We start from the raw sequence: 19,153 nt of genomic DNA on the forward strand, positions 1-19,153 counted from the left end.
ATCGACGCTCTGCTGGCTCAGGCGCAGACTGATGCTCAGGCGAAGCTCGACGAGTAACCGATGACATTGACGCTCTCTCAGCGGGCGGTGGAGGAGGAAGCTCCTTCTTCGCCGCCCGCCGTGCGCCCCGCGCGCCGCCGTCGGACACCTCTGACCTGGTTCCGCGGCGGCGGGCTCGCGAACCTGCTGTTCGTGCTTCCCATGCTGTTCGTGTTCGTGTTCTTCTCGTGGTCGCCGATCGTGCAATCGGTGATCATGAGCCTGCAGAAGACGAACCTTCTCGTCTCGGAGTGGGTCGGGATCGACAACTACGTCGCCGTGCTCAGCGATCCCGAACTCGGCCGCGCCGTCGTCAACACCCTGTACTTCGCCGTGCTGGCGTTGCTGCTCGGCTTTCCGCTTCCGCTGATGATGGCCGTGCTGATGAGCGAGGTTCGCCGCGGCAAAGGACTCTATTCGGCGCTGGCATATCTGCCGGTCGTGATTCCGCCGGTCGTGGCCGTGCTGCTGTGGAAGTTCTTCTACAGCGCTGATCCTTCCGGTGTGTTCAACACCGTGCTCGGCGCCGTCGGCATTCCGCCCCAACCCTGGATTCAGGATGCCGTGCAGGCCATGCCCTCGCTCGTGCTCGAGGCCACCTGGGCCGCTGCCGGCGGATCGATCATCATCTACCTGGCGGCACTTCTGGGCGTTCCGCCCGAGCTGTACGACGCGGCCGAGGTCGACGGCGCCGGCATCTGGAAGAAGGTGTGGCACGTCACGCTGCCGCAGCTGCGCGGCATCTTGTTCATCATGCTGATCCTGCAGATCATCGCGACAGCGCAGGTGTTCCTCGAACCGTTCCTGTTCACCGGCGGGGGCCCTGCGGGGGCGACGAAGACCGTGCTGCTGTACATCTACGACAAGGCCTTCCGCAACAGTCTCGGAGGCGATTACGGCGAGGCGACCGCCGTGTCGGTGCTGCTGGCCATCGTGCTGGCGGTGCTCTCCTGGCTGTACTTCAAAGTCACCGACCGTTGGAGCACGACATGACCCGCAAGAGCGCTGAGAAGTCGATCGACGAACTCGCGGAGCGCACCGTCGTCTCGGCATCCGAACGCAGAAGGCCCGGCATTCGAATCGGAATGTCGCTGACGCACGTGTTCTTGGTGCTGACGCTCGTGGTCGCCGGACTCGGCCCGATCCTGTGGCTGGCGAAGTCGGCGGTGACCCCGACGCAGGACACCCTGCAGCAGCCGTTCGCTCTGTGGCCGAACGGCCTCGACTGGGCGAACCTGTCGGCGGCGTGGAATGACATTCACATCGACCAGTACTTCTTCAACACGATCGTGATCGCCGCTGGCGCGTGGTTCGTGCAGTTGCTGGTCGCCACGACGGCGGGCTTCGCTCTTTCGGTGCTGCGGCCGGCCTATGCCGGAGTGCTGAACGCGCTGGTGTTGGCGACGCTGTTCATCCCCGGCGTCGTACTGCTCGTGCCGCTGTACCTGACGGTCGTGAATCCGCCGTTTCTCGGTGAGACGAGCCTGCTGAACAACTATCTGGCGGTGTGGCTGCCGATGGGGGCGAACGCCTTCAACATCCTGCTGGTGAAGCGCTTCTTCGACGGCCTGCCTCGCGAGGTGTTCGAAGCGGCCAAGACCGACGGGGCCGGGCCCTTTCGGCTGTTCGGGTCGATCGTGCTGCCGATGTCGAAGCCGATCCTCGGTGTCGTGTCGGTGTTCGCGATCATCGCAGCGTGGAAAGACTATCTCTGGCCCATGCTCGTGCTGCCCGACCCGGCCGTGCAGCCGCTGTCGGTGCGCCTTCCCGCCGTGCAGTCGCAGACCGAGCTGGATGTCTTCCTCGCCGCGCTCGCGATCGCGACGCTGATTCCGATCGCGATGTTCCTGGCGTTCCAGTCGGTGTTCCTGCGTTCGGCCGGCCTCGGGGGAGCCGTCAAAGGGTGATTCGGCTGCGCTCCCGAGGGCGCATCACCCGGTCGTCGAGCGGCGAATGACGAGCTCAGGCGGGAAAACCGTCTGACGAGGGATGCTCTCGGGGTCGGCAGCCTCTTCCAAGACGATCCGCAACGCCGTGCGACCGATCATGCGACTGGGCTGACGGATCGACGACAGCGGCACAGCCGCGGCTGCGGCGAAGATCGTGTCGTCGAAGCCGATGAGGGCGATCTCGTCGGGTACGAGCATCCGTCCGTCTTCGCTCAGCGATTGAAGAAGACCCAGTGCGAGCAGATCATTTCCGGCGAAGATGGCGTCCGGTCGGTCTCGGCGGGGGCGGGCAAGGATGCGGGCGCCAGTGGCGGCGCCCTCTTCGACGGTCATCGCCGTGGTCGGAACCACTTCCAAATCCACGCGCACGGTGGCGTTCTCGGCGGCGGCACGCGCCCCCGCGACACGATCGTTCATCTGACGCAGCTGGAGGGGGCCGCCCACGAAAGCGATTCTGCGCCGGCCCACATCGATGAGGTGCTCGACGGCAAGGCGCCCACCGGCCACGCTGTCGACGGATACCGAGGAGAACTCGGCATCCGCGCTGAAGCGATCCACGAGCACGGGAGCGATTCCGGCTGAGCGCAGGCGCCGAAGCTGCGGCAGAACGTCTCCGAACGGAGCGAGCAGGATGCCGCGCACCTGCTGTTCGCGGAACAGGTCGAGATAGACCTTCTCGCGCGATGGATCCTCATCGGTGTTGCCGTAGAGAATCGCGATGCTGTGCGTGGCGGCCTCGTCTTCGGCGCCGCGGACGACATCGTTGTAGAACGGGTTCTGTCCGTCGAGCACGACGAAGCCGACGGTGGTGCTGACTCCGGCGCGGAGTTTTCTCGCCGCATCGTTGCGCACATAGCCGAGGTCCTCGATCGCACGACTGACCCGGATGACGGAGTCGGGGGATACATCATCGGGACGATTGAGAACGTTCGAGACGGTGCCGACCGACACCCCGGCGCGCTGTGCGACGTCGCGGATGCTCACCGACATGACGGTCCTTCTCTCGCTTGGGCGGATCACAATCCGGTTCCGAGATCACCGTCGCGAAACCGATTCATTTACATTAGCCTGAAATGACATGAAACGATTCATGTATAGTTCAACCCGAACCGTTTTCCGTTAGACCTCGAAGGAGAGGGGCACCGTGTCCGACGAAGTACCCCCAGGCGCACCCACTGACGCCGCCCTGGAGCTGCATCGTGTCGTGAAGTCCTTCGGGCCAGTCATCGCACTCCGATCCGGCAGCCTCACGCTGCGTCCGCGTTCCATCCACGCTCTGATCGGCGAGAACGGCGCGGGCAAATCCACCATGGTCAAGATCATGGCCGGCCTCTACCGCCGTGACTCCGGCGACTTCCGCTTCCACGGCGAAGACGTCGACTTCACGACCACGGCACAGTCGAAAGCCGCTGGCATCGCCGTCATCTATCAAGAGCCGACGCTCTTTCCCGACCTCTCGGTCACCGAGAACATCTTCATGGGACGTCAGCCGGTCAACCGGTTCGGTCGCATCGACCGCAAGGCGATGCGCGATGAGGTCCAGCAGATCTTCAACCGCCTCGGCGTCGCTCTGGATCCTGACCGGATCACCGAGGGGCTGTCCATCGCCGACCAGCAGCTCATCGAGATCGCCAAGGCCATCTCACTCGATGCCAGCGTGCTCATCATGGACGAGCCCACGGCAGCACTCAGCGGCGTCGAGGTCGAGCGGCTGTTCGCCGTCGCTCGCAGCCTGCGCGATGAAGACCGCGCGATCCTGTTCATCTCGCACCGCTTCGACGAGGTCTTCGACCTGTGCGACACCGTGACGGTGATGCGCGACGGCTCGTACGTCGACACCATGCCGATCGCTGATACCACGGTCGACGAGCTGGTGCGCCAGATGGTGGGCCGTGATGTCACCGAGCTCTTCCCGAAACAGGATGCTGAGATCGGCGAGCCGCTGCTCGAAGTCACAGACCTCACCTCGGCCGGAACCTTCCACGACATCTCGTTCTCGGTACGCGCCGGAGAGATCGTCGCTCTCGCCGGTCTTGTCGGTGCCGGTCGCAGCGAGGTCGTTCGCGCCGTCTTCGGGGTCGACGACTACGAAGCAGGCGCCGTGCGTCTGCTCGGCAAGAACGTGCCGAAGAAGAACCCGGTCGCGGCCATGCGCGCCGGTCTCGCTCTCGTTCCCGAAGATCGGCGCAAGCAGGGCCTCGTTACCGACGCCACGGTCGGCGGCAACACGGTCATGGCGATCAGACGCCGTCTGGCCAAGCTCGGTCTGATCACGACGGCTCTCGAGAATCGGGCCGCACGTGAGTGGGCCACCCGTCTCGAAGTGAAAAGCCACGCGCTCGACACGGTCGCCGGCACGCTCTCGGGCGGAAATCAGCAGAAGGTCGTGCTGGCGAAATGGCTCGCCACGGGCCCGAAGGTGCTGATCGTCGATGAACCCACGCGCGGCATCGACGTCGGCACGAAGGCATCCGTGCACCGACTGCTCTCCGAGCTCGCCGGACAGGGGCTGGGAATCATCATGATCTCGTCCGAACTCCCCGAGGTGCTCGGCATGGCGGACCGCGTGCTGGTGATGCACGAAGGGCGCATCACCGCCGAGATCGATCGCGCCGATGCGACCAGCGAGAACGTCATGCACGCAGCCACACATGCATCGGGGCATCCGACAGATGATCTGCCGAGCGAGCGGAAGGAATCGAAGTGACCGCGACAGTACCGATGGCTCCTTCCGCAGGCCGCCTCAAGGCACTCTTCAGCGGCGGACGCATGCGTGAGCTCGGCATCCTCGTCGCTCTCATCATCGTCGTCGCCGTCGCGACGGTGAAGAACCCGAACTTCCTGTTCTCCGGAGACGGATGGCGCGACCTGCTGCTGACGCCGGCTCCGCTGCTGCTGGTGGCAATCGGACAGGCATTCGTCATCATCACCCGTAACGTCGACATCTCGGTCGGGTCGGTGATCGGCCTCACGGCGTACTTGACCGGTCGCCTGTTCGTTGATTTTCCCGGCATCCCGATCTTCCTCGTCGTGATCGCAGCTCTGCTGTTCGGCGCGCTGCTCGGTCTCATCAACGGTGCGCTCGTCGCGTTCGCCAAGGTGCCGGCGATGGTGATCACCCTCGGCACGCTGTACGCCTATCGCGGCATCAACGTGCTGTGGGCCGGCAGCGACCGGGTCAACGCCGGAGACATGCCCCGTCCGTTCTTGAAGCTCGGCACGATGCAGTTCCTCACGATTCCGGTGCTGACGATCGTCGCCGTCATCGTGCTGATCGCCGCGGCCTGGTATCTGCGGAACATGCGTTCGGGGCGTGAGCTGTATGCGATCGGCTCAGATCCCGAGGCTGCGAAACTCTACGGGCTGAAGACCACGAGGCGCGTGCTCACGGCGTTCGTGCTCTCCGGCACACTTGCCGGCCTCGCCGGGGTCTTCTACGCGGCACGCTATGGCACGATCGACTCGCAGGCGGCTGCCGGCTGGGAGTTCGATGCGATCGGTGCCGCGGTGATCGGCGGCGTGGCGATCGTCGGCGGTGTCGGAACAGTATGGGGCGCGGCGATCGGTGCGTTCCTGCTGATGACGATCAACCGCGCGCTTCCGATCGTCGGCATCCCCGATTTCTGGCAGCAGGCCGTCGTCGGCGTGCTCATCATCGGGGCCATCGTGCTCGACCGGGTGCTCGCCGTCAGACAGAAACGTCGCCTTATCGAAGCGAGGGATGAATCATGACCACCGCGACAACGACGACGACGAGTGTCGTCCAGTTCGACTACGAGCGGCCGCTCTGGCGTCGGATACTGCTGACGCGCGAGTTCGGGATCATCGGCCTGCTGCTGATCGTCATCCTCGTCGCCTCGGTGACGGTGCAGGGCTTCGCACAGCCGTTGACGTACAACTATCTGCTGCTGGATGTCGCGCCGATTCTGTTCATCGCTCTGCCGATGACGCTCGTGATGACCACCGGCGAGATCGACCTCTCGGTCGGCAGCATGGCTGGCTTGGCGAGTGTCACGACCGGGGCGCTCGTGCAGGGCGGGATGCCGTTCGAGGCGGCTGCCGTGATCGCTCTGGTCGTCGGTGTGGTCGGAGGTGCGTTCAACGGCTTTCTCGTGACGACTGTCGGTTTGCCGTCGCTCGCCGTCACGATCGGAACGCTCGCGCTGTTCCGCGGAATCGCTGTGGGGATGCTGGGCACGACCGCTGTGACCGACTTCCCCGAGTTCTGGAAGGACCTGGCCAAGGCGAAGCTCTCTGGAACCCAGATCCCGTGGGTGATCATCCCCTTCCTCGTTCTGCTGGTGATCTTCGTCGTGCTGTTCCACTTCACGCCGTTCGGTCGCGGCATCTTCGCGGTCGGGCAGTCGATCGAAGCCGCGCACTTCTCGGGCATCAACGTCAATCGCACGAAGTTCACGGTGTTCGTGCTGGCAGGTGCCGTCGCGGCACTGGCGGGCATCTTCTACACGTTGCGATATGGCAGCGCCCGCGGTGACAACGCCACGGGTCTTGAACTGCAGGTCATCGCGGCCGTCGTGCTCGGAGGCGTGTCGGTGTTCGGTGGACGCGGCAAGCTGCACGGTGTCATCGCCGCCGTGCTGCTGATCGGCGTGCTCTCGAGCGCCCTGCGGCTCTCGGGTGTCACGAGCGACATCATCAACATCATCACCGGCGGTCTGCTGATCATCTCGGTGGTCGGTGCGAGCGTGTTCGCCTGGCTCAAATCCAAACGCACCGCAGCACCTCTTCGAATCCCCGCCTCTCCAGCACCATGAGGCTCCTCCTGTCGCATAGCACCCTGAGCGGCAAACCATCCCCACGAAAGGAACAACAATGAAGTTCTCGTTCAAACGGGCCACCGCGGGCATCGCCGCAGCGGCCGCGCTCACGCTCGTTCTCGCCGGCTGCGCTGACACCAGCGGTGGCGACGGCGGCGGTGACGGCGGGTCGGCCTCGACCGAACTGTCGATCACGTTGCTGCCCAAGAACCTCGGCAACCCCTATTTCGACGCCTCGCGCGTGGGGGCCGAAGCAGCGGCAGCCGACCTCGGTGCCGACTTCGAAGAGGTCGGTCCCACTGAGGCGACTCCTGACGGACAGGTCAGCTACATCAACACCGCGGCGCAGCAGCAGCGCTCGGCGCTCGTCGTCTCGGCGAACGACCCGAACGCGATCTGTGACGCGCTGAACGAAGCGAGCGATGCGGGCGTGAAGATCGTCACGTTCGACTCCGACACGAATCCCGAGTGCCGCGACCTGTTCATCAACCAGGCCGACACCGAGGGCATCGCTCGCGTTCAGGGCGACCTGATCGCCGAGCAGATCGGCGGGGCCGGTGAAGTGGCGATCCTGTCGGCTTCGGCGAACGCGACGAACCAGAACGCCTGGAACGAGGCGTTCGAAGAGTACGTGGCATCCGAATACCCCGACATCACGGTGGTCGAGACGGTCTACGGCGACGACGACGACCAGACGTCGTTCGACAAGACGGCCGCGCTGCTGCAGACCTACCCTGACCTCAAGGGCATCGTCTCGCCGACCACCGTCGGCATCGCGGCTGCGGCACGCTACCTGTCGGACTCCGACGCCAAGGGCGAGGTCGCACTGACCGGTCTCGGCACGCCGAACCAGATGCGCGAGTACATCGAAGACGGCACCGTCACCGCTTTCGCGCTGTGGAACCCGGAGGACCTGGGAACACTGGCGACCTACGCCGCCGCCGCGCTCGCGAACGGCGACATCACTGGCGCCGAGGGCGACACCTTCTCTGCCGGCGACCTGGGTGAGTACACGGTCGGCGCCGACGGCGTCGTGCTGCTGGGCGACCCGTTCGTCTTCGACGCGGACAACATCGGCGACTTCGACTTCTGAGTCGGCGCTCGGGCGCCCGGCCGGTTTCCCTCGCGGGGCCGGGTGGGCGCCCTCACCATATCTGCTGCATCCACTGCGGGAGGATCCATGACGATGACGCGTGGTCCGGCGGGCGAGGTCACGCGCCTTCGCCGGCTCGATCTCAATCTCCTTGTCGCGCTGGATTGCCTACTCGTCGAACGTGGCGTTTCGAAGGCCGCGCGTCGACTGGGTGTCAGCCAGTCGACGGCAAGCGATGCGTTAGCGCGGCTTCGGCGACATTTCGATGACCCTCTGCTGCAGGGGAAGCCCCGAGCGTACGAGCTGAGTCCGCTGGCGCAGCGGTTGCACCCCTTGGTAGCCGATGCTGTGCGCGCCACCGATCGCGTGTTCGCGGGGGCGTCGCAGTTTGAGCCTGAAGTGGATTCGGTCGAGTTTCTCTTCTACGGCTCTGATCATTCGCTGATCTTCTCTGTAGCAAAGCTGTCACGAGCGATCTCGAGCGTGTCAAGCGAAGCGCGGGTGCGCATGGCGTCGCTTCCCACGGACGGCGACTATGACGAGCTTCTGCGCGAGGCGGATGGGTTGTTGCTGCCTCATGGGTTGGCGCCGTCCGGCGCGAACGCGATCGACCTCGGTGTCGACGACATCGTGCTTGTTCGAGATGGCGGCTCGCCACCGGTTCGGTCTGTCCACGACTTGTCGGATCGTCCCTGGGTAGCCGTGCTGCTTGCAGCAGGTGCGCACGATTCGTTCATTCGACAGATATTGGGTGCGAGTGCCCGACCGCGTGTTGCTGTTGGAGTGCCCACTTTCTCGTCAGTGCCGTATTTCATCGAAGGCACCGATCGTGTCGCGCTACTTCCACGCTCCCTCGCAGAATCGCTGCAGCAGGGCGCGGCGATCGCCTTTCAAACTCCACCCGTTCCGGTCGATCCTGCCCGGATGGCTTTGTGGTGGCACCCGAGTCGAACGAACGACGCCGTGCACAGCTGGCTGCGTGACGTCGTCGCGACGACCTCTGGCGCGTGACGTCCTTCGCTATCGGACGGGCGATTCCCGCTATCGATAAAAACGATTCAATCTTCCTCGCGCTTTGAGAGTGCGACCACTAGCTTTGAAGTGAAATGAATCCATTCATTTCACTTCCCGGATCAATGACGAAAAACCGGCGCGCGCATTGAGGCGCGACTCTTCGGAGTAGCCGAGCGAGAGGAAAAGGATGTTCAGAACGACTGAGCACGGCGTGCATAAACGCCGGTCCAAACGGTGGGTTGCCCTGCTACCCGTGGCCGCGATGACGCTCTCGATGGGAGTGTCTCTGCCCGTGGCGGCAGTCGCGCAGGAGGCGTCGACCTCGTTCTCATCTTTCGTGAATGCCCAGGCCGCTGACAGCGGATCGGCGTTCGCCCAAGCGCTAGAAAGCAAGTACGTCGATCCGGATCGCGTCTTCAGCACCGACGTGCGTTGGTGGATCGGCGACGCGTCGCACACCGATGACACGATCCGCGAGCAGATCCAGCATCTCTATGACGCCGGTTTCCGCGGTGTCGAGCTCTGCATGCAGAACGATCCGGGTGCTCCTGACGACGTCTACGCCTATGGCACCGACCAGTGGGAACACAAGTGGGAGCTGATGATGAACGAGCTCCTCGACCTGGGTATGAGCGTCTACCTGACTTCGGGCACGAACTGGGCGACCTCAAATGTGCCGGGCCTCGACCCGACCAGTCAGGCGGCAATGCAGAACCTCACTATGGGAACTGCCGAGATCGCCGCCAATGAAAGCATTAGTGCCTTGCCGCAGCCGGCCGAGAACTCCATGCGCGCTGGCGCGGAGCTGGTTTCGGCCTACGCGTACCGCGTCGTTGAGGGTGACACCGTCGACCCCGACAGCTACATCGATCTGAGCACGATTGTCGCCAGTAGTCCAGAAGGCTGGGACCAGAAGATCGACTGGACCGCACCCGAGGATGGCCCTTATCGTGTGTTCGGAATTTGGACGCAGGGCACCTATCAGACCTCCGACCCCTCGGCCGAACTCGCCTACACGACTAACTATTTCGACGAGCGCGGCGTCGAGGCTCTTAAGGACTTCTGGGAACACCACCTGCTGAGCGACGCGGAGCTGGCCGCGAAGATCAAAGAGGGCGACGTCCAGCTCTTCATGGACTCGCTCGAGATTCATCCGGGCGGTGGCAGCGAGTTCGAGGGCTCGGTCGCGCAGTCCGACCAGTTCACCTTCTGGGCTGAAGACATGGCCGAGCAGTTCGAGCAACGCAAGGGATACGACATCACGCCATATCTGTTCTTGCTGCGCGGTACGAAGGCGAACGTTTACGACCCCTATCACGGCGTTCACAAGACCGGCGTGTACAAGCTCGATGGCGATGAGGATCTGCGTGAGCGCGTCATCAACGACTTCCAGGATGTGCAGACCCAGCTTTACCGCGAGCGGATGCTGCGACCCATGAAGAAGTGGCTCAACTCGGTGGGCATCGAAACTCGAGCGCAGATCTCGTATGGCAAGCCGCTGGAGATCTCAGAGCCGGCGATGGACGTCGACTATCCCGAGGCCGAGAACTTCAACCAGTACAACCAGGTCGATATCCTGCGCCTGTGGACGGGCGGCGCCAAGCTCGAGAACAAGGTGCTCTCAACCGAAACGGGCGCCCAGATGCCGGCATACAACGGCACTGTGCAGAACAACCTGCGCGACGCCTATTCGCAGTTCGCCGCTGGGTTCCAGCGCATCGTCTGGCACGTCTGGGCCGCGGATTACGGTTATGGCAATTACGACTGGCCGGGGTACGTGCCGTTCGCCTTCGGTGACTACGTGCTCACGGGCATGTTCCGCTACCTGGGTGACAGTAACCCCGACATCCGTGACTACGACGAGCTCAACGCGCACCTCGGTCGCGTGCAGCAGTTGCTGCAGACCGGGGAATCACGCACAGACATCGGTTTCGTCAATCAGAACTGGTTTCAGGGGGTGCGCTTCGGCGGCGGCACGGGTGACGACAACTCGGCGATGAACTGGCAGCAGGCTCATCAGGGGGTCTACTACCGCTCGACGGAGCTGCAGGATAACGGCTACACGTACGACTACTTCAGCCCAGACTTCCTGTTCGACGACGACGTGTCTTTCGATCCCGAGACGCAGACGATTGAGAAGGCAGGCTATAAGGCTGTCGTGCTATACCAGAGCTGGCTCGACTTTGATGGCGCCAAGCGCATCCTCGATTGGGCGGAGCAGGGGTTGAAGGTCGTCATCCTCGAGGATGCCGCGTCGCAAACGCCGTTCAACGACGGTGGCGACGACGAGCTCGCCGCTGTGATCACCGAGCTGAAGGGCCTCGACACGGTGCGTCAGGCGCACGTGGCCGACATGCCTGAGGGCGGTTACTTCAGCTCGGACCCGGGCGGCTACGACGATGACATTCTCGAGCAGCTTCAGGACCTTGGAGTGGAGCCGTACAGCGGCTTCCCGGAGCCGAACCTGCAGCTCCTGACGCAGACGCGTCAGGATGCTGACGGCAATCAGTACGTCTTCGCTTATAACTACGACGACGGTTCGTACCTCGACAAGTCGCACAAGGAGAGCGTTCGCAACGCTGAGGTGGGTGACTCGATCCAGACCGAGATCGTGCAGGACGGTGAGTTCGTGCCGTACGAGATCGACCCGTGGACGGGTGAAGTGACACAGCTGGCCGACTATCGTTGGGAGGACGGCAAGACTGTCGTTCCGGTCGACATCAACTACAACGACATCGGCTTGCTCGCCTTCGACAAGGTCGACGAAGCTCCCGTACACGTGGTGTCGACGAACGCGTCGTCGACCTACGCGACGACGCAGGGCGTGGTTGCCAGGGCCGGTGAGACCGGCATCATCGAAACCGAACTGAGCGACGGCACGCTGCACTCAGATGAGGTCGAGGTGCCGAAGCCTTTCGACATCACTGACTGGAACGTGACGATCGATTCGTGGCTGCCGAACGACGAGGCTGGCGACTTGGTGCGAACAGAGACCGTGAACGGCGTCGAGACGGTCAACCGCAAGACGTCGACGAAGATCGATCAGATCGATGTCCAGCTCGACACTTTGAAGCCTTGGGATGAGATCGATGAGGTCGGCAAGGCTGTCTCGGGTACGGGGCACTATGAGGCGACGTTCGGCTGGGATGCTTCGACGGCCACGGGCGCGTACCTCGACTTCGGCCGCGACTTTGTGTCGACGATGGAGGTGTGGATCAACGGCCGCAAGGTCGGCGGCGATGTCTCGACGAATCCATCGAAGGTCCGCAAGGACGTCGGCGGCACCGTCGGAGATGGACGTGGTGGCCAGATAGACCTGGTCGGCGAAGATCTGTATACCGGCGGCATCGACTGGTCAACGCCCCGCGCAGACATCAGTGATTACCTCGTCGACGGCGAGAACGAGATCGTCATCGACTACAGCTCGGTGCTTTCGAACGTTCAGATCGACCGCGGTGTGGTTGCTGAGGGTCGCAACCACAATGACTGGTGGGGTTTCCACACCCAGTACCTGAGCTTCGGGCCGCAGCAGGCGAAGATCCTACCGTTCGTAGAGCTCGCGTACTCATCTGACGCTGTTGACCCCGCTATTGACATAGCTGCGTCGGCGACGCCGAAGGCGGTTGATGGTGAGGTCGTGCTCGATGTCGTTGTGACGAACGGCAACGAGGTTCCCGTGGACGTGACGGTGGAAACGCCGTTCGGTGAGTCGGATGCTGTCACGACGCTCGCCTCGGACGCGGTCACGATCGATCCTGGTGAGACTGTGACGATTTCGGTGAACACCGGAGAGTCTGAGATCCCTGCCGGTGAAGCGATGGTCGAAGCGACGGCGGTGATCGACGACGTCACCGTGACTGCGTCGGCAACGGCACCTTACGATGCGTTCGCAATTGATGGCTCGACCGGTCCCGGTGGTGGCGATGGGCCTGGCGACAGCGACGGTTCTGGCGACGAGGGTTCCGGCGACGGTGACCTGGCGACCACAGGTGGCTCGATCGCGATCGGCATACTGGTGGTGGCAGCGTTGCTGCTCGCGGGTGGGCTCGTCCTGGTTCGCGTCCGCCGCCGGGCGGCAGCGGCCGGGGTGGAGGATGACGGCGAAGCCTGACCCTTCACGAACACCGCGAAACGCTTGATGCAGTGTGCCGCGTGGCTCTCACAGCCGCGCGGCATATTGTGTTGCGTTGCTTGGGATATGTGTGAATCGGTGCGAACGATTTCATTCATCGGAAATAGCGGAACGCGGCACCTGGTACTGCGATGCTGTGATCCCTAGTCTTGAAGTGTGGATGAATCCTTTCATCTACGCTCACCCGTATCAATGTCGAATGCCTTGGCAGCGCGTCGCCGTGCGGCTCTAATCGAGTGCCGAGAGAGGAAACTCACATGTCCAGCACGAAAGAGCCAGCGGCGAGAAGACGCAGTCGCGCGCGCAAGGGAGCGCTCGCGCTATTGCCAATCGCCGCCATGACGCTCTCGGTGGGCGTGACGCTGCCCGCCGCGGCAGCTACGAGCGAAGCGCCGACTTCCTTGTCGGCTTTCATGGAATCCGAGGCAGCGGTCGCTCTGGGCGCGGCGTTGGCTCCGTCCGCGCTAGCGGCATCCGCAGCGCAGAACGCCAGCGGAGACGGATTCGCTGCGGCATTCGCCACGCCGTCGATGGAGGACAAGCCGAAGATGCGTTGGTGGGTTCCGAACGCGCTCATGACCGAGGAGGAGATCTCGCACGAGATCGAGTCGATGGTCGACGCTGGCTTCGGCGGCGCTGAGGCGGTGTCGTTCGCGGTCGAAGACCCCGCGGGCGAAGATGTCGCCTGGGGATCGGAGCGTTGGAAGAAGCTGACCAAGCATATGCTCGAAGCCGCAGCGCCGTACGGCTTCAGTATCGACTTCACCCTGACTGCAGGATGGCCACTGAACTTGCCGACGATCACGGACCTCGACGATCCTGCGCAGGGCGCTCAGAAGGAGGCGGACAGCGCTCACGTCGACGGCATCACTCAGGACGCTCCGTTCTCGGGCGCAATTCCAGTTCCGGAACTTCGCGATACCGCTGGCACGCCGACGCTCGCTGCTGTGACCGTCGCGAAGTATGCCGACAAGGAGGCGAGGACGCTCGATTACGCATCGGCCCGTTCGCTTGACCTCGACGACGTCCGCTACGCCGATCGTGAGGCCGATCCGACGAACGCGACCATTGACTTCGTGCCCGGTGATGACGGCGAGTACGTCCTCTTCGGATGGTGGGAATACCCATCCGGGAACAAAGCGCACGGCAATTACGAGATCGATCACTTCGGCACGGTCGGCGCACAGTCTCTCATCGATTTCTGGGAAGACGAACTCATCCCTGCCTACGGCGACGCATGGAGCAGCGTCGGCGCGCTCTACAGCGACTCGCTCGAGTTCGCCACGCACCTCGACTGGACTGATGGGCTGCTCGACAGCTTCGAGAAGGCCAAGGGGTACGACCTGCGACCCTATCTGCCGGCGCTGTACCAGGCCTCGGCTGCGGGCGACTACTCTGGCGACCCGGTGCCCGACTTCGCATTTGACGCGCACAGCGAGCAGATCCGCAACGATTACTTCGACGTCATGACGAAGTTGTACGTTGAGAACCACCTTGAACCGCTGCAGAAGTTCGCGCACGATCACGGCGTCGACTTGCGCGTGCAGCCCGCGTACGGCAAGAACCTCAATACCCCAGCCAGCGCGCTCGCCGTCGACATCCCCGAGACGGAGTCGCTCTACGGCAGCGACATCATCGATTTTTACAGGCTGCAGGCTGGTGCTGTTCACCTCGGCGACAAGAAGACCTACTCGATCGAGACCGCGCCCGAGCAACACATTAAGATCGATATGGGCGAATTCGTCTATGACGTGCCTCGTGGCAACGGCGAGACTGATGCCTGGACGAACCAGCAGACGATGCGCGATATGCGCTGGCATATCCAGCGCGCCTTCGCTGGCGGTGTCAATCAGATTGTGTTCCACGGCTACCCGTACAACGGGCAGTATGACGGCGCTAGCGCCGAGAACGGCTTCGCGCAGGGGGCCGTCTGGCCCGGATGGCAGAGCATGGACTTCTCGAACAGCTGGGGCGAGCGCTCGCCGAACTGGCAGCACATGGCCGACAGCACCGCGTGGATCGCGCGCAGCCAGCGGGTTCTGCGCGAGGGCGAGGCGAAGATCGACCTCGCGATTTACTCGCTGAAGTACTGGGAGGACATCGACTTCCTCGGCCGCACGAAGGACTATGACGACCACGGCGCGCTTGAGAAACAGGGCTATAGCTATGACTTCGTAGACCCGTCAGGTTTTGCGCTTGACGATGCCGTGGTCGACGAGCAACGCCTCGATCTCGGAGGCCCTGCGTACAAGGCGATCATCGTCGACAGCGAGCAGACGATGCCGGGGGAGACCGTCGACCGCTTCCAGCAGTACGCGGACGCAGGCCTTCCGATCCTGTTCGTCGGTGACCGCCCGGTGGCCGACGCCTATGACTCGAGGCGTGACATCTCGACCGATATCTCTGCTCTGCTCGAGGCCGAGTCGGTCCTATGGGTCGGCTCGCGCGACGAGGTACCTGCGGCCCTCGGCGATCTCGGTGTCGCACCCGATGCCGCGTACAGCGAACCCTCGACGCTACTGAGCAATCACCGAAGCACCGATGATGCAGAGTTCTACCGCCTCTACAACTATGGCGAGGCGTCAACGTGGCCTGAGGCGAAGGAGATGGCCGACGTCGAGACGACAGTCACGCTACAGGGCGATGGACGTCCCTACCTGCTCGACGCCTGGACCGGCGATATCATGCCAATCGCCGAGTACACCCGCGGCAACGCCGCAGTGACGCTCGATGTTGAGGTTGGTGCGAACGACTCGACGATCATCGCTCTCGCCGATGACGGATGGGCGGGCCAGCCCGCGACGGACGTCTACATCCCGAACACGGACGCCACGGTCGGCTACGACGACGTCGGCGGACGCGTCGCGAAGAGCGCTACGGGCGGCAAGTCCACGATCACGACCGATGCGGGTGACGAGATCGCCGTCGACTTCGGCGCGGTTCCGGATGCTCCGAAGCTGTCGGCGTGGGATCTCACGGTCGAGAGCTGGACGAAGGGCGATACGCCTGCCCAGTCGGCGAAGAGCACGATCGAGGTCGGCGAGGTCGACGCTCTCGCTCCGTGGAACGAGATTCCGGGCCTTGAGACGGTATCGGGCATCGGCACCTACACGGCGACGTACAACCTCGACGAGGGATGGAAGGACGGCGTCGGTGCGTCCCTCGACCTCGGCGCGGTGAACGATACGTACCGCATCGCTGTCAACGGCGAGACGATCTCAGCGAACCAGAACGACCCCGCGATCGATATCGGTGAGTTCCTGGTCGCGGGCAGCAACGAGATCACGGTCGAGGTTGCCTCGACGCTGTTCAACGCTTGGATAGCGGAGACCAGCATGGATAAACAGCAATCGCAGTACGGTCTGTTGGGTCCGGTCGAGCTGGTCCCGTACCGTTGGACACAGGTTACCGACGGCGCTTCGGATGACGGTAGCGATGGCGCCGATGATGGGACGGCGGACGGCGGGGCCGGTGGCGGGTCTGACGCTGGCAGTGATGACGGTCAGACGGATGCCGACCAGCAGACCGGTGCGGACGCCGACGACGCGGATAAGGATGACCTCGCCGTCACTGGTGGCCAGGTCATTATCGGCGCGATCGTCCTCGCGATCGTCCTGCTCGCCGGTGGTGCACTGTTTGTTTCGCGCCGTCGTAAGACGCCAATCGACGAAGGCGTGATCAACTGAGACCAGCGAAGCCTGATCCTTCGCGAACATCGCGAAACGCCTGACTCAGTGTGCCGCGTGGCTCTCACAGCCCCGCGGCACACTGTTGTCTGCAGGAACAAGTGCGATCTCGGCCGTGCATGCATGCCCGCCCTTCAGATTCGAGACGTCCCCGAGCCGATCCGAGATGCGCTGGCCGATCGTGCGCGCCAGGCTGGGCAGAGCCTCAATGCCTTTCTGTGCGATATCGTCGTGCGCGAAGCGAAGTTCGCGGAGAACGCTCGTCTTATCGACGAGATAGATACCTGGCCGAAGGGGGCCGCCTTCACCGTCGATGACGTGACGGGCGCTCTCGACGAGGCGCGAGCTGAATGATCGTCCCCGATGCCTCCGCGATCGCGCTTCTGTTCGCGAATAGTGACGTCGAGCCGCGGGCGACACAAGCGGTCACGGTGCTTCGCGCCGATACTGCGTGGGTTGTTCCTGAGCACTGGCGCGCCGAGGTGCTCTCGACTGTGCGCAGGCTGACGCGCGGCGGCAAGCTTGAGGCGAAGCGCGCATCACGTGCCGTCGAGTGGCTGCAGCGAGTGACCGCGCTGACGGTTCCGACCGAATCCGTCCTTCCCCGAATGTGGGAACTGCGCGACAACCTCAGCGCCTACGGCGCAGGCTACGTGGCCGTCGCCGAAGCCCACGACCTGACACTCGTGACCGCCGACGTGCGCATCGCCCGCGCGGACGTAGCACGATGCTCGGTGCGCCTGGTCGTCTGACACTCCACAGGTGCGCGTACGGCCGAGTTCTCCGCAGATCCTGCGCATGATCGCGGATCGCCCCGTGAAACGTCCTGAGTCCGTGACAAGCTGAGGTTTGTCGGCGAGAATGAAGGAGTGTTGACCATGACGGAGCCGCAGGTGTGGACGCTCATCGGAGTGTTCGCCGCCTCGGTCGGCGTCATCGTCACGTTGGTCGTCACCATAATTAAGAATATGGCGACGAGCCTGCGAAACGAGATGCGGCTGGGCTTTGAAGCCGTGGGCGCGCGATTCGACAGCGTCGATATCCGCTTCGATGGTGTCGACAAACGGCTCGACGGTGTCGACAAGCGTCTCGACGGCCTCGACACGCGTGTCGGACGCCTGGAGACGAGATTCGATCACCTCGAGCGCGACGTCACCACGCTCTTCCGACGCGACTTCGGCGACTCGATCTGACAGACGCCGCGCTCAACGCGGTTCGAAGCGCTCCGGTCGGTGCGTGCGGGCGACGAGCGCGCGCAACTCTTCCAGCGTCGCGGGTGCAGCGCCGAGAGCGCGCGCCTGCACGAGCACATTGCCCAGCGCCGTCGCCTCAACAGGGCCGGCGAGCACCGGCAGCCGGGTGCGGTCGGCGGTCGACTGACACAGTAGCCGGTTCAGTGATCCGCCGCCGACGAGATGGATGCTGTCGAGCTTTCGACCGGACAGTTCAGCTGCCGCCCGCACAGCATCAGCGAACGCGGCGGCGATCGACTCGACGATCGTGCGGGCGAATGACGCCCGGTCAGCCGGAACCGGCGAGCCCTGCGTGCGCAGCAGCGCTGAGATTCGCGCAGGCATGTCGCCGGGTGCGCTCAGCGAAGGGTCATCTGCGTCGAAGACCGCGATCTCACCGGAGACGGCGGCCGCGGCATCCAACAGACTCGGCAGGTCGATCGGTGCACCGTCTTCCGCCTCCCACGCGCGCACGCTCTCGCTCAGCAGCCACAGTCCTGTGACGTTGTGCAGGAACCGATAGCGACCGTCGACCCCGAGCTCATGTGTGAAGTTCGCGTCGCGCGCGGCATCCGTCAGAACCGGCTCGGTCAGCTCGACGCCCACCAGCCCCCACGTGCCACATGAGATGTATGCCGCGTTCGGTGACGACAGCGGCGCACCGACGACAGCGGATGCCGTGTCATGCGAGCCGACTGCTATCACGGGTAGATCGGTGCCGATGCGCTCAGCTAATTCAGGGCGCAGCATCCCGATCTTTGTGCCGGGGTCGATGAGAGCAGGCAGCATCCGCGTGGGAATGCCGAGTCGTTCGGCGAGCTTCTCGTCCCATGCTCCGGAGCGCACGTCCACCAGCCCCGTCGTCGAGGCGTTCGTCCGTTCGGCGACCCGCTCGCCGGTGAGGAGGTACGCGACGAGATCGGGGATCAGCAGTGCGGTGTCGGCTCCGGCTGTGCGGGAGTCGACGCGGTACTGGTAGAGCGTGTTGAACGGGAGGACCTGCAGCCCGTTGCGCACGTACAACTCGGCGAACGGGGAGGTCTCGTGCACCTCGGCGACGCCGCGTTCGGAGCGCTCGTCGCGGTAGTGGAACGGCTCTGCGAGCAGCTCTCCGTCACGCAGCAGTCCGTAGTCGACCGCCCATGAGTCTATGCCGATGCTCTCGATCGTCGGCTCGCGGCGCACAGCCTCGGTGAGGCCGTCGATGATGTGCGCGTAGAGCGCATCGAA

At 63.8% G+C, this 19,153-nt stretch carries 14 protein-coding genes; 12 read left to right on the top strand and 2 right to left on the bottom strand.

From position 1 onward, the window contains the following. Positions 1-60 precede the first annotated feature (60 nt). Together Q1J95_RS06965 and Q1J95_RS06970 are read left to right on the top strand one after the other, a co-directional pair. Entirely contained in the window at positions 61-1,032 is a 972-nt protein-coding gene (locus Q1J95_RS06965) for a carbohydrate ABC transporter permease (RefSeq protein WP_300266679.1), read from the top strand. Next, complete coding sequence (locus Q1J95_RS06970) at positions 1,029-1,946, top strand: carbohydrate ABC transporter permease (protein ID WP_300266680.1); 918 nt, start codon at positions 1,029-1,031, stop codon at positions 1,944-1,946. Before Q1J95_RS06965 ends, Q1J95_RS06970 begins: the two co-directional genes overlap by 4 nt. A gap of 24 nt (positions 1,947-1,970) precedes the next feature. On the opposite strand, the gene Q1J95_RS06975 is transcribed toward Q1J95_RS06970, so the two are convergent. Then, a complete protein-coding gene (locus Q1J95_RS06975; protein WP_300266681.1) occupies positions 1,971-2,978 on the bottom strand; it encodes a LacI family DNA-binding transcriptional regulator in 1,008 nt (335 codons plus the stop codon). 154 nt (positions 2,979-3,132) lie between these two features. Between Q1J95_RS06975 and Q1J95_RS06980 the strand changes: the two genes are divergently transcribed. The 10 genes from Q1J95_RS06980 to Q1J95_RS07025 all read left to right on the top strand — a co-directional run bounded on the left by Q1J95_RS06980 (position 3,133) and on the right by Q1J95_RS07025 (position 17,884). Beyond that, positions 3,133-4,695, top strand: coding sequence for a sugar ABC transporter ATP-binding protein (locus Q1J95_RS06980; protein ID WP_300266682.1), 1,563 nt, complete (start codon positions 3,133-3,135; stop codon positions 4,693-4,695). Between the two features lie 62 nt (positions 4,696-4,757). Next, positions 4,758-5,720 (top strand): ABC transporter permease, encoded by a 963-nt coding sequence (locus Q1J95_RS06985; RefSeq protein ID WP_300266693.1) that lies wholly within the window; start codon positions 4,758-4,760, stop codon positions 5,718-5,720. After that, positions 5,717-6,763 (top strand): ABC transporter permease, encoded by a 1,047-nt coding sequence (locus Q1J95_RS06990; protein ID WP_300266683.1) that lies wholly within the window; start codon positions 5,717-5,719, stop codon positions 6,761-6,763. Before Q1J95_RS06985 ends, Q1J95_RS06990 begins: the two co-directional genes overlap by 4 nt. Positions 6,764-6,821: 58 nt before the next feature. After that, positions 6,822-7,859, top strand: coding sequence for a rhamnose ABC transporter substrate-binding protein (gene rhaS / locus Q1J95_RS06995; protein ID WP_300266684.1), 1,038 nt, complete (start codon positions 6,822-6,824; stop codon positions 7,857-7,859). Positions 7,860-7,946: 87 nt separating this feature from the next. Further along, complete coding sequence (locus tag Q1J95_RS07000; protein ID WP_300266685.1) at positions 7,947-8,870, top strand: LysR family transcriptional regulator; 924 nt, start codon at positions 7,947-7,949, stop codon at positions 8,868-8,870. Positions 8,871-9,060: 190 nt separating this feature from the next. Then, positions 9,061-12,984: a glycosyl hydrolase gene (locus tag Q1J95_RS07005; protein WP_300266687.1), complete on the top strand. Its 3,924-nt coding sequence runs from the start codon at positions 9,061-9,063 to the stop codon at positions 12,982-12,984. Positions 12,985-13,262: 278 nt separating this feature from the next. Continuing rightward, positions 13,263-16,691 carry a glycosyl hydrolase gene (locus Q1J95_RS07010; protein WP_300266688.1) on the top strand — a complete coding sequence of 1,143 codons (3,429 nt, stop codon included), beginning with the start codon at positions 13,263-13,265 and terminating at the stop codon, positions 16,689-16,691. Positions 16,692-16,814: 123 nt separating this feature from the next. Further along, the gene (locus Q1J95_RS07015) at positions 16,815-17,045 is read left to right on the top strand and encodes a hypothetical protein (protein ID WP_300266689.1); all 231 of its coding nucleotides are present in this window, start codon (positions 16,815-16,817) and stop codon (positions 17,043-17,045) included. Further along, complete coding sequence (locus tag Q1J95_RS07020) at positions 17,042-17,443, top strand: type II toxin-antitoxin system VapC family toxin (protein ID WP_300266690.1); 402 nt, start codon at positions 17,042-17,044, stop codon at positions 17,441-17,443. The genes Q1J95_RS07015 and Q1J95_RS07020 overlap by 4 nt, the downstream gene beginning before the upstream one ends. Before the next feature lie 126 nt (positions 17,444-17,569). Further along, a complete protein-coding gene (locus Q1J95_RS07025; RefSeq protein ID WP_300266691.1) occupies positions 17,570-17,884 on the top strand; it encodes a hypothetical protein in 315 nt (104 codons plus the stop codon). Positions 17,885-17,896: 12 nt separating this feature from the next. Here Q1J95_RS07025 and Q1J95_RS07030 read toward each other — a convergent pair. Continuing rightward, positions 17,897-19,153 (bottom strand): rhamnulokinase family protein (locus tag Q1J95_RS07030; RefSeq protein ID WP_300266692.1); only part of this gene is annotated, 1,257 nt, incomplete at its 5' end.

Origin of the sequence: Microbacterium sp. (genome assembly GCF_029263575.1) — a bacterium.
Taxonomy (GTDB): Bacteria; Actinomycetota; Actinomycetes; order Actinomycetales; family Microbacteriaceae; genus Microbacterium.

Bases quoted from the DNA above. Each gene is read 5' to 3' on its own strand.
- rhaS (WP_300266684.1), top strand. From the start codon at position 6,822: ATGAAGTTCTCGTTCAAACGGGCCACCGCGGGCATCGCCGCAGCGGCC.
- Q1J95_RS07015 (WP_300266689.1), top strand. From the start codon at position 16,815: ATGCCCGCCCTTCAGATTCGAGACGTCCCCGAGCCGATCCGAGATGCG.
- Q1J95_RS07020 (WP_300266690.1), top strand. From the start codon at position 17,042: ATGATCGTCCCCGATGCCTCCGCGATCGCGCTTCTGTTCGCGAATAGT.
- Q1J95_RS07025 (WP_300266691.1), top strand. From the start codon at position 17,570: ATGACGGAGCCGCAGGTGTGGACGCTCATCGGAGTGTTCGCCGCCTCG.
- Q1J95_RS07005 (WP_300266687.1), top strand. From the start codon at position 9,061: ATGTTCAGAACGACTGAGCACGGCGTGCATAAACGCCGGTCCAAACGG.
- Q1J95_RS06970 (WP_300266680.1), top strand. From the start codon at position 1,029: ATGACCCGCAAGAGCGCTGAGAAGTCGATCGACGAACTCGCGGAGCGC.
- Q1J95_RS06985 (WP_300266693.1), top strand. From the start codon at position 4,758: ATGCGTGAGCTCGGCATCCTCGTCGCTCTCATCATCGTCGTCGCCGTC.
- Q1J95_RS07010 (WP_300266688.1), top strand. From the start codon at position 13,263: ATGTCCAGCACGAAAGAGCCAGCGGCGAGAAGACGCAGTCGCGCGCGC.
- Q1J95_RS06975 (WP_300266681.1), bottom strand. From the start codon at position 2,978: ATGTCGGTGAGCATCCGCGACGTCGCACAGCGCGCCGGGGTGTCGGTC.
- Q1J95_RS06965 (WP_300266679.1), top strand. From the start codon at position 61: ATGACATTGACGCTCTCTCAGCGGGCGGTGGAGGAGGAAGCTCCTTCT.
- Q1J95_RS06990 (WP_300266683.1), top strand. From the start codon at position 5,717: ATGACCACCGCGACAACGACGACGACGAGTGTCGTCCAGTTCGACTAC.
- Q1J95_RS07000 (WP_300266685.1), top strand. From the start codon at position 7,947: ATGACGATGACGCGTGGTCCGGCGGGCGAGGTCACGCGCCTTCGCCGG.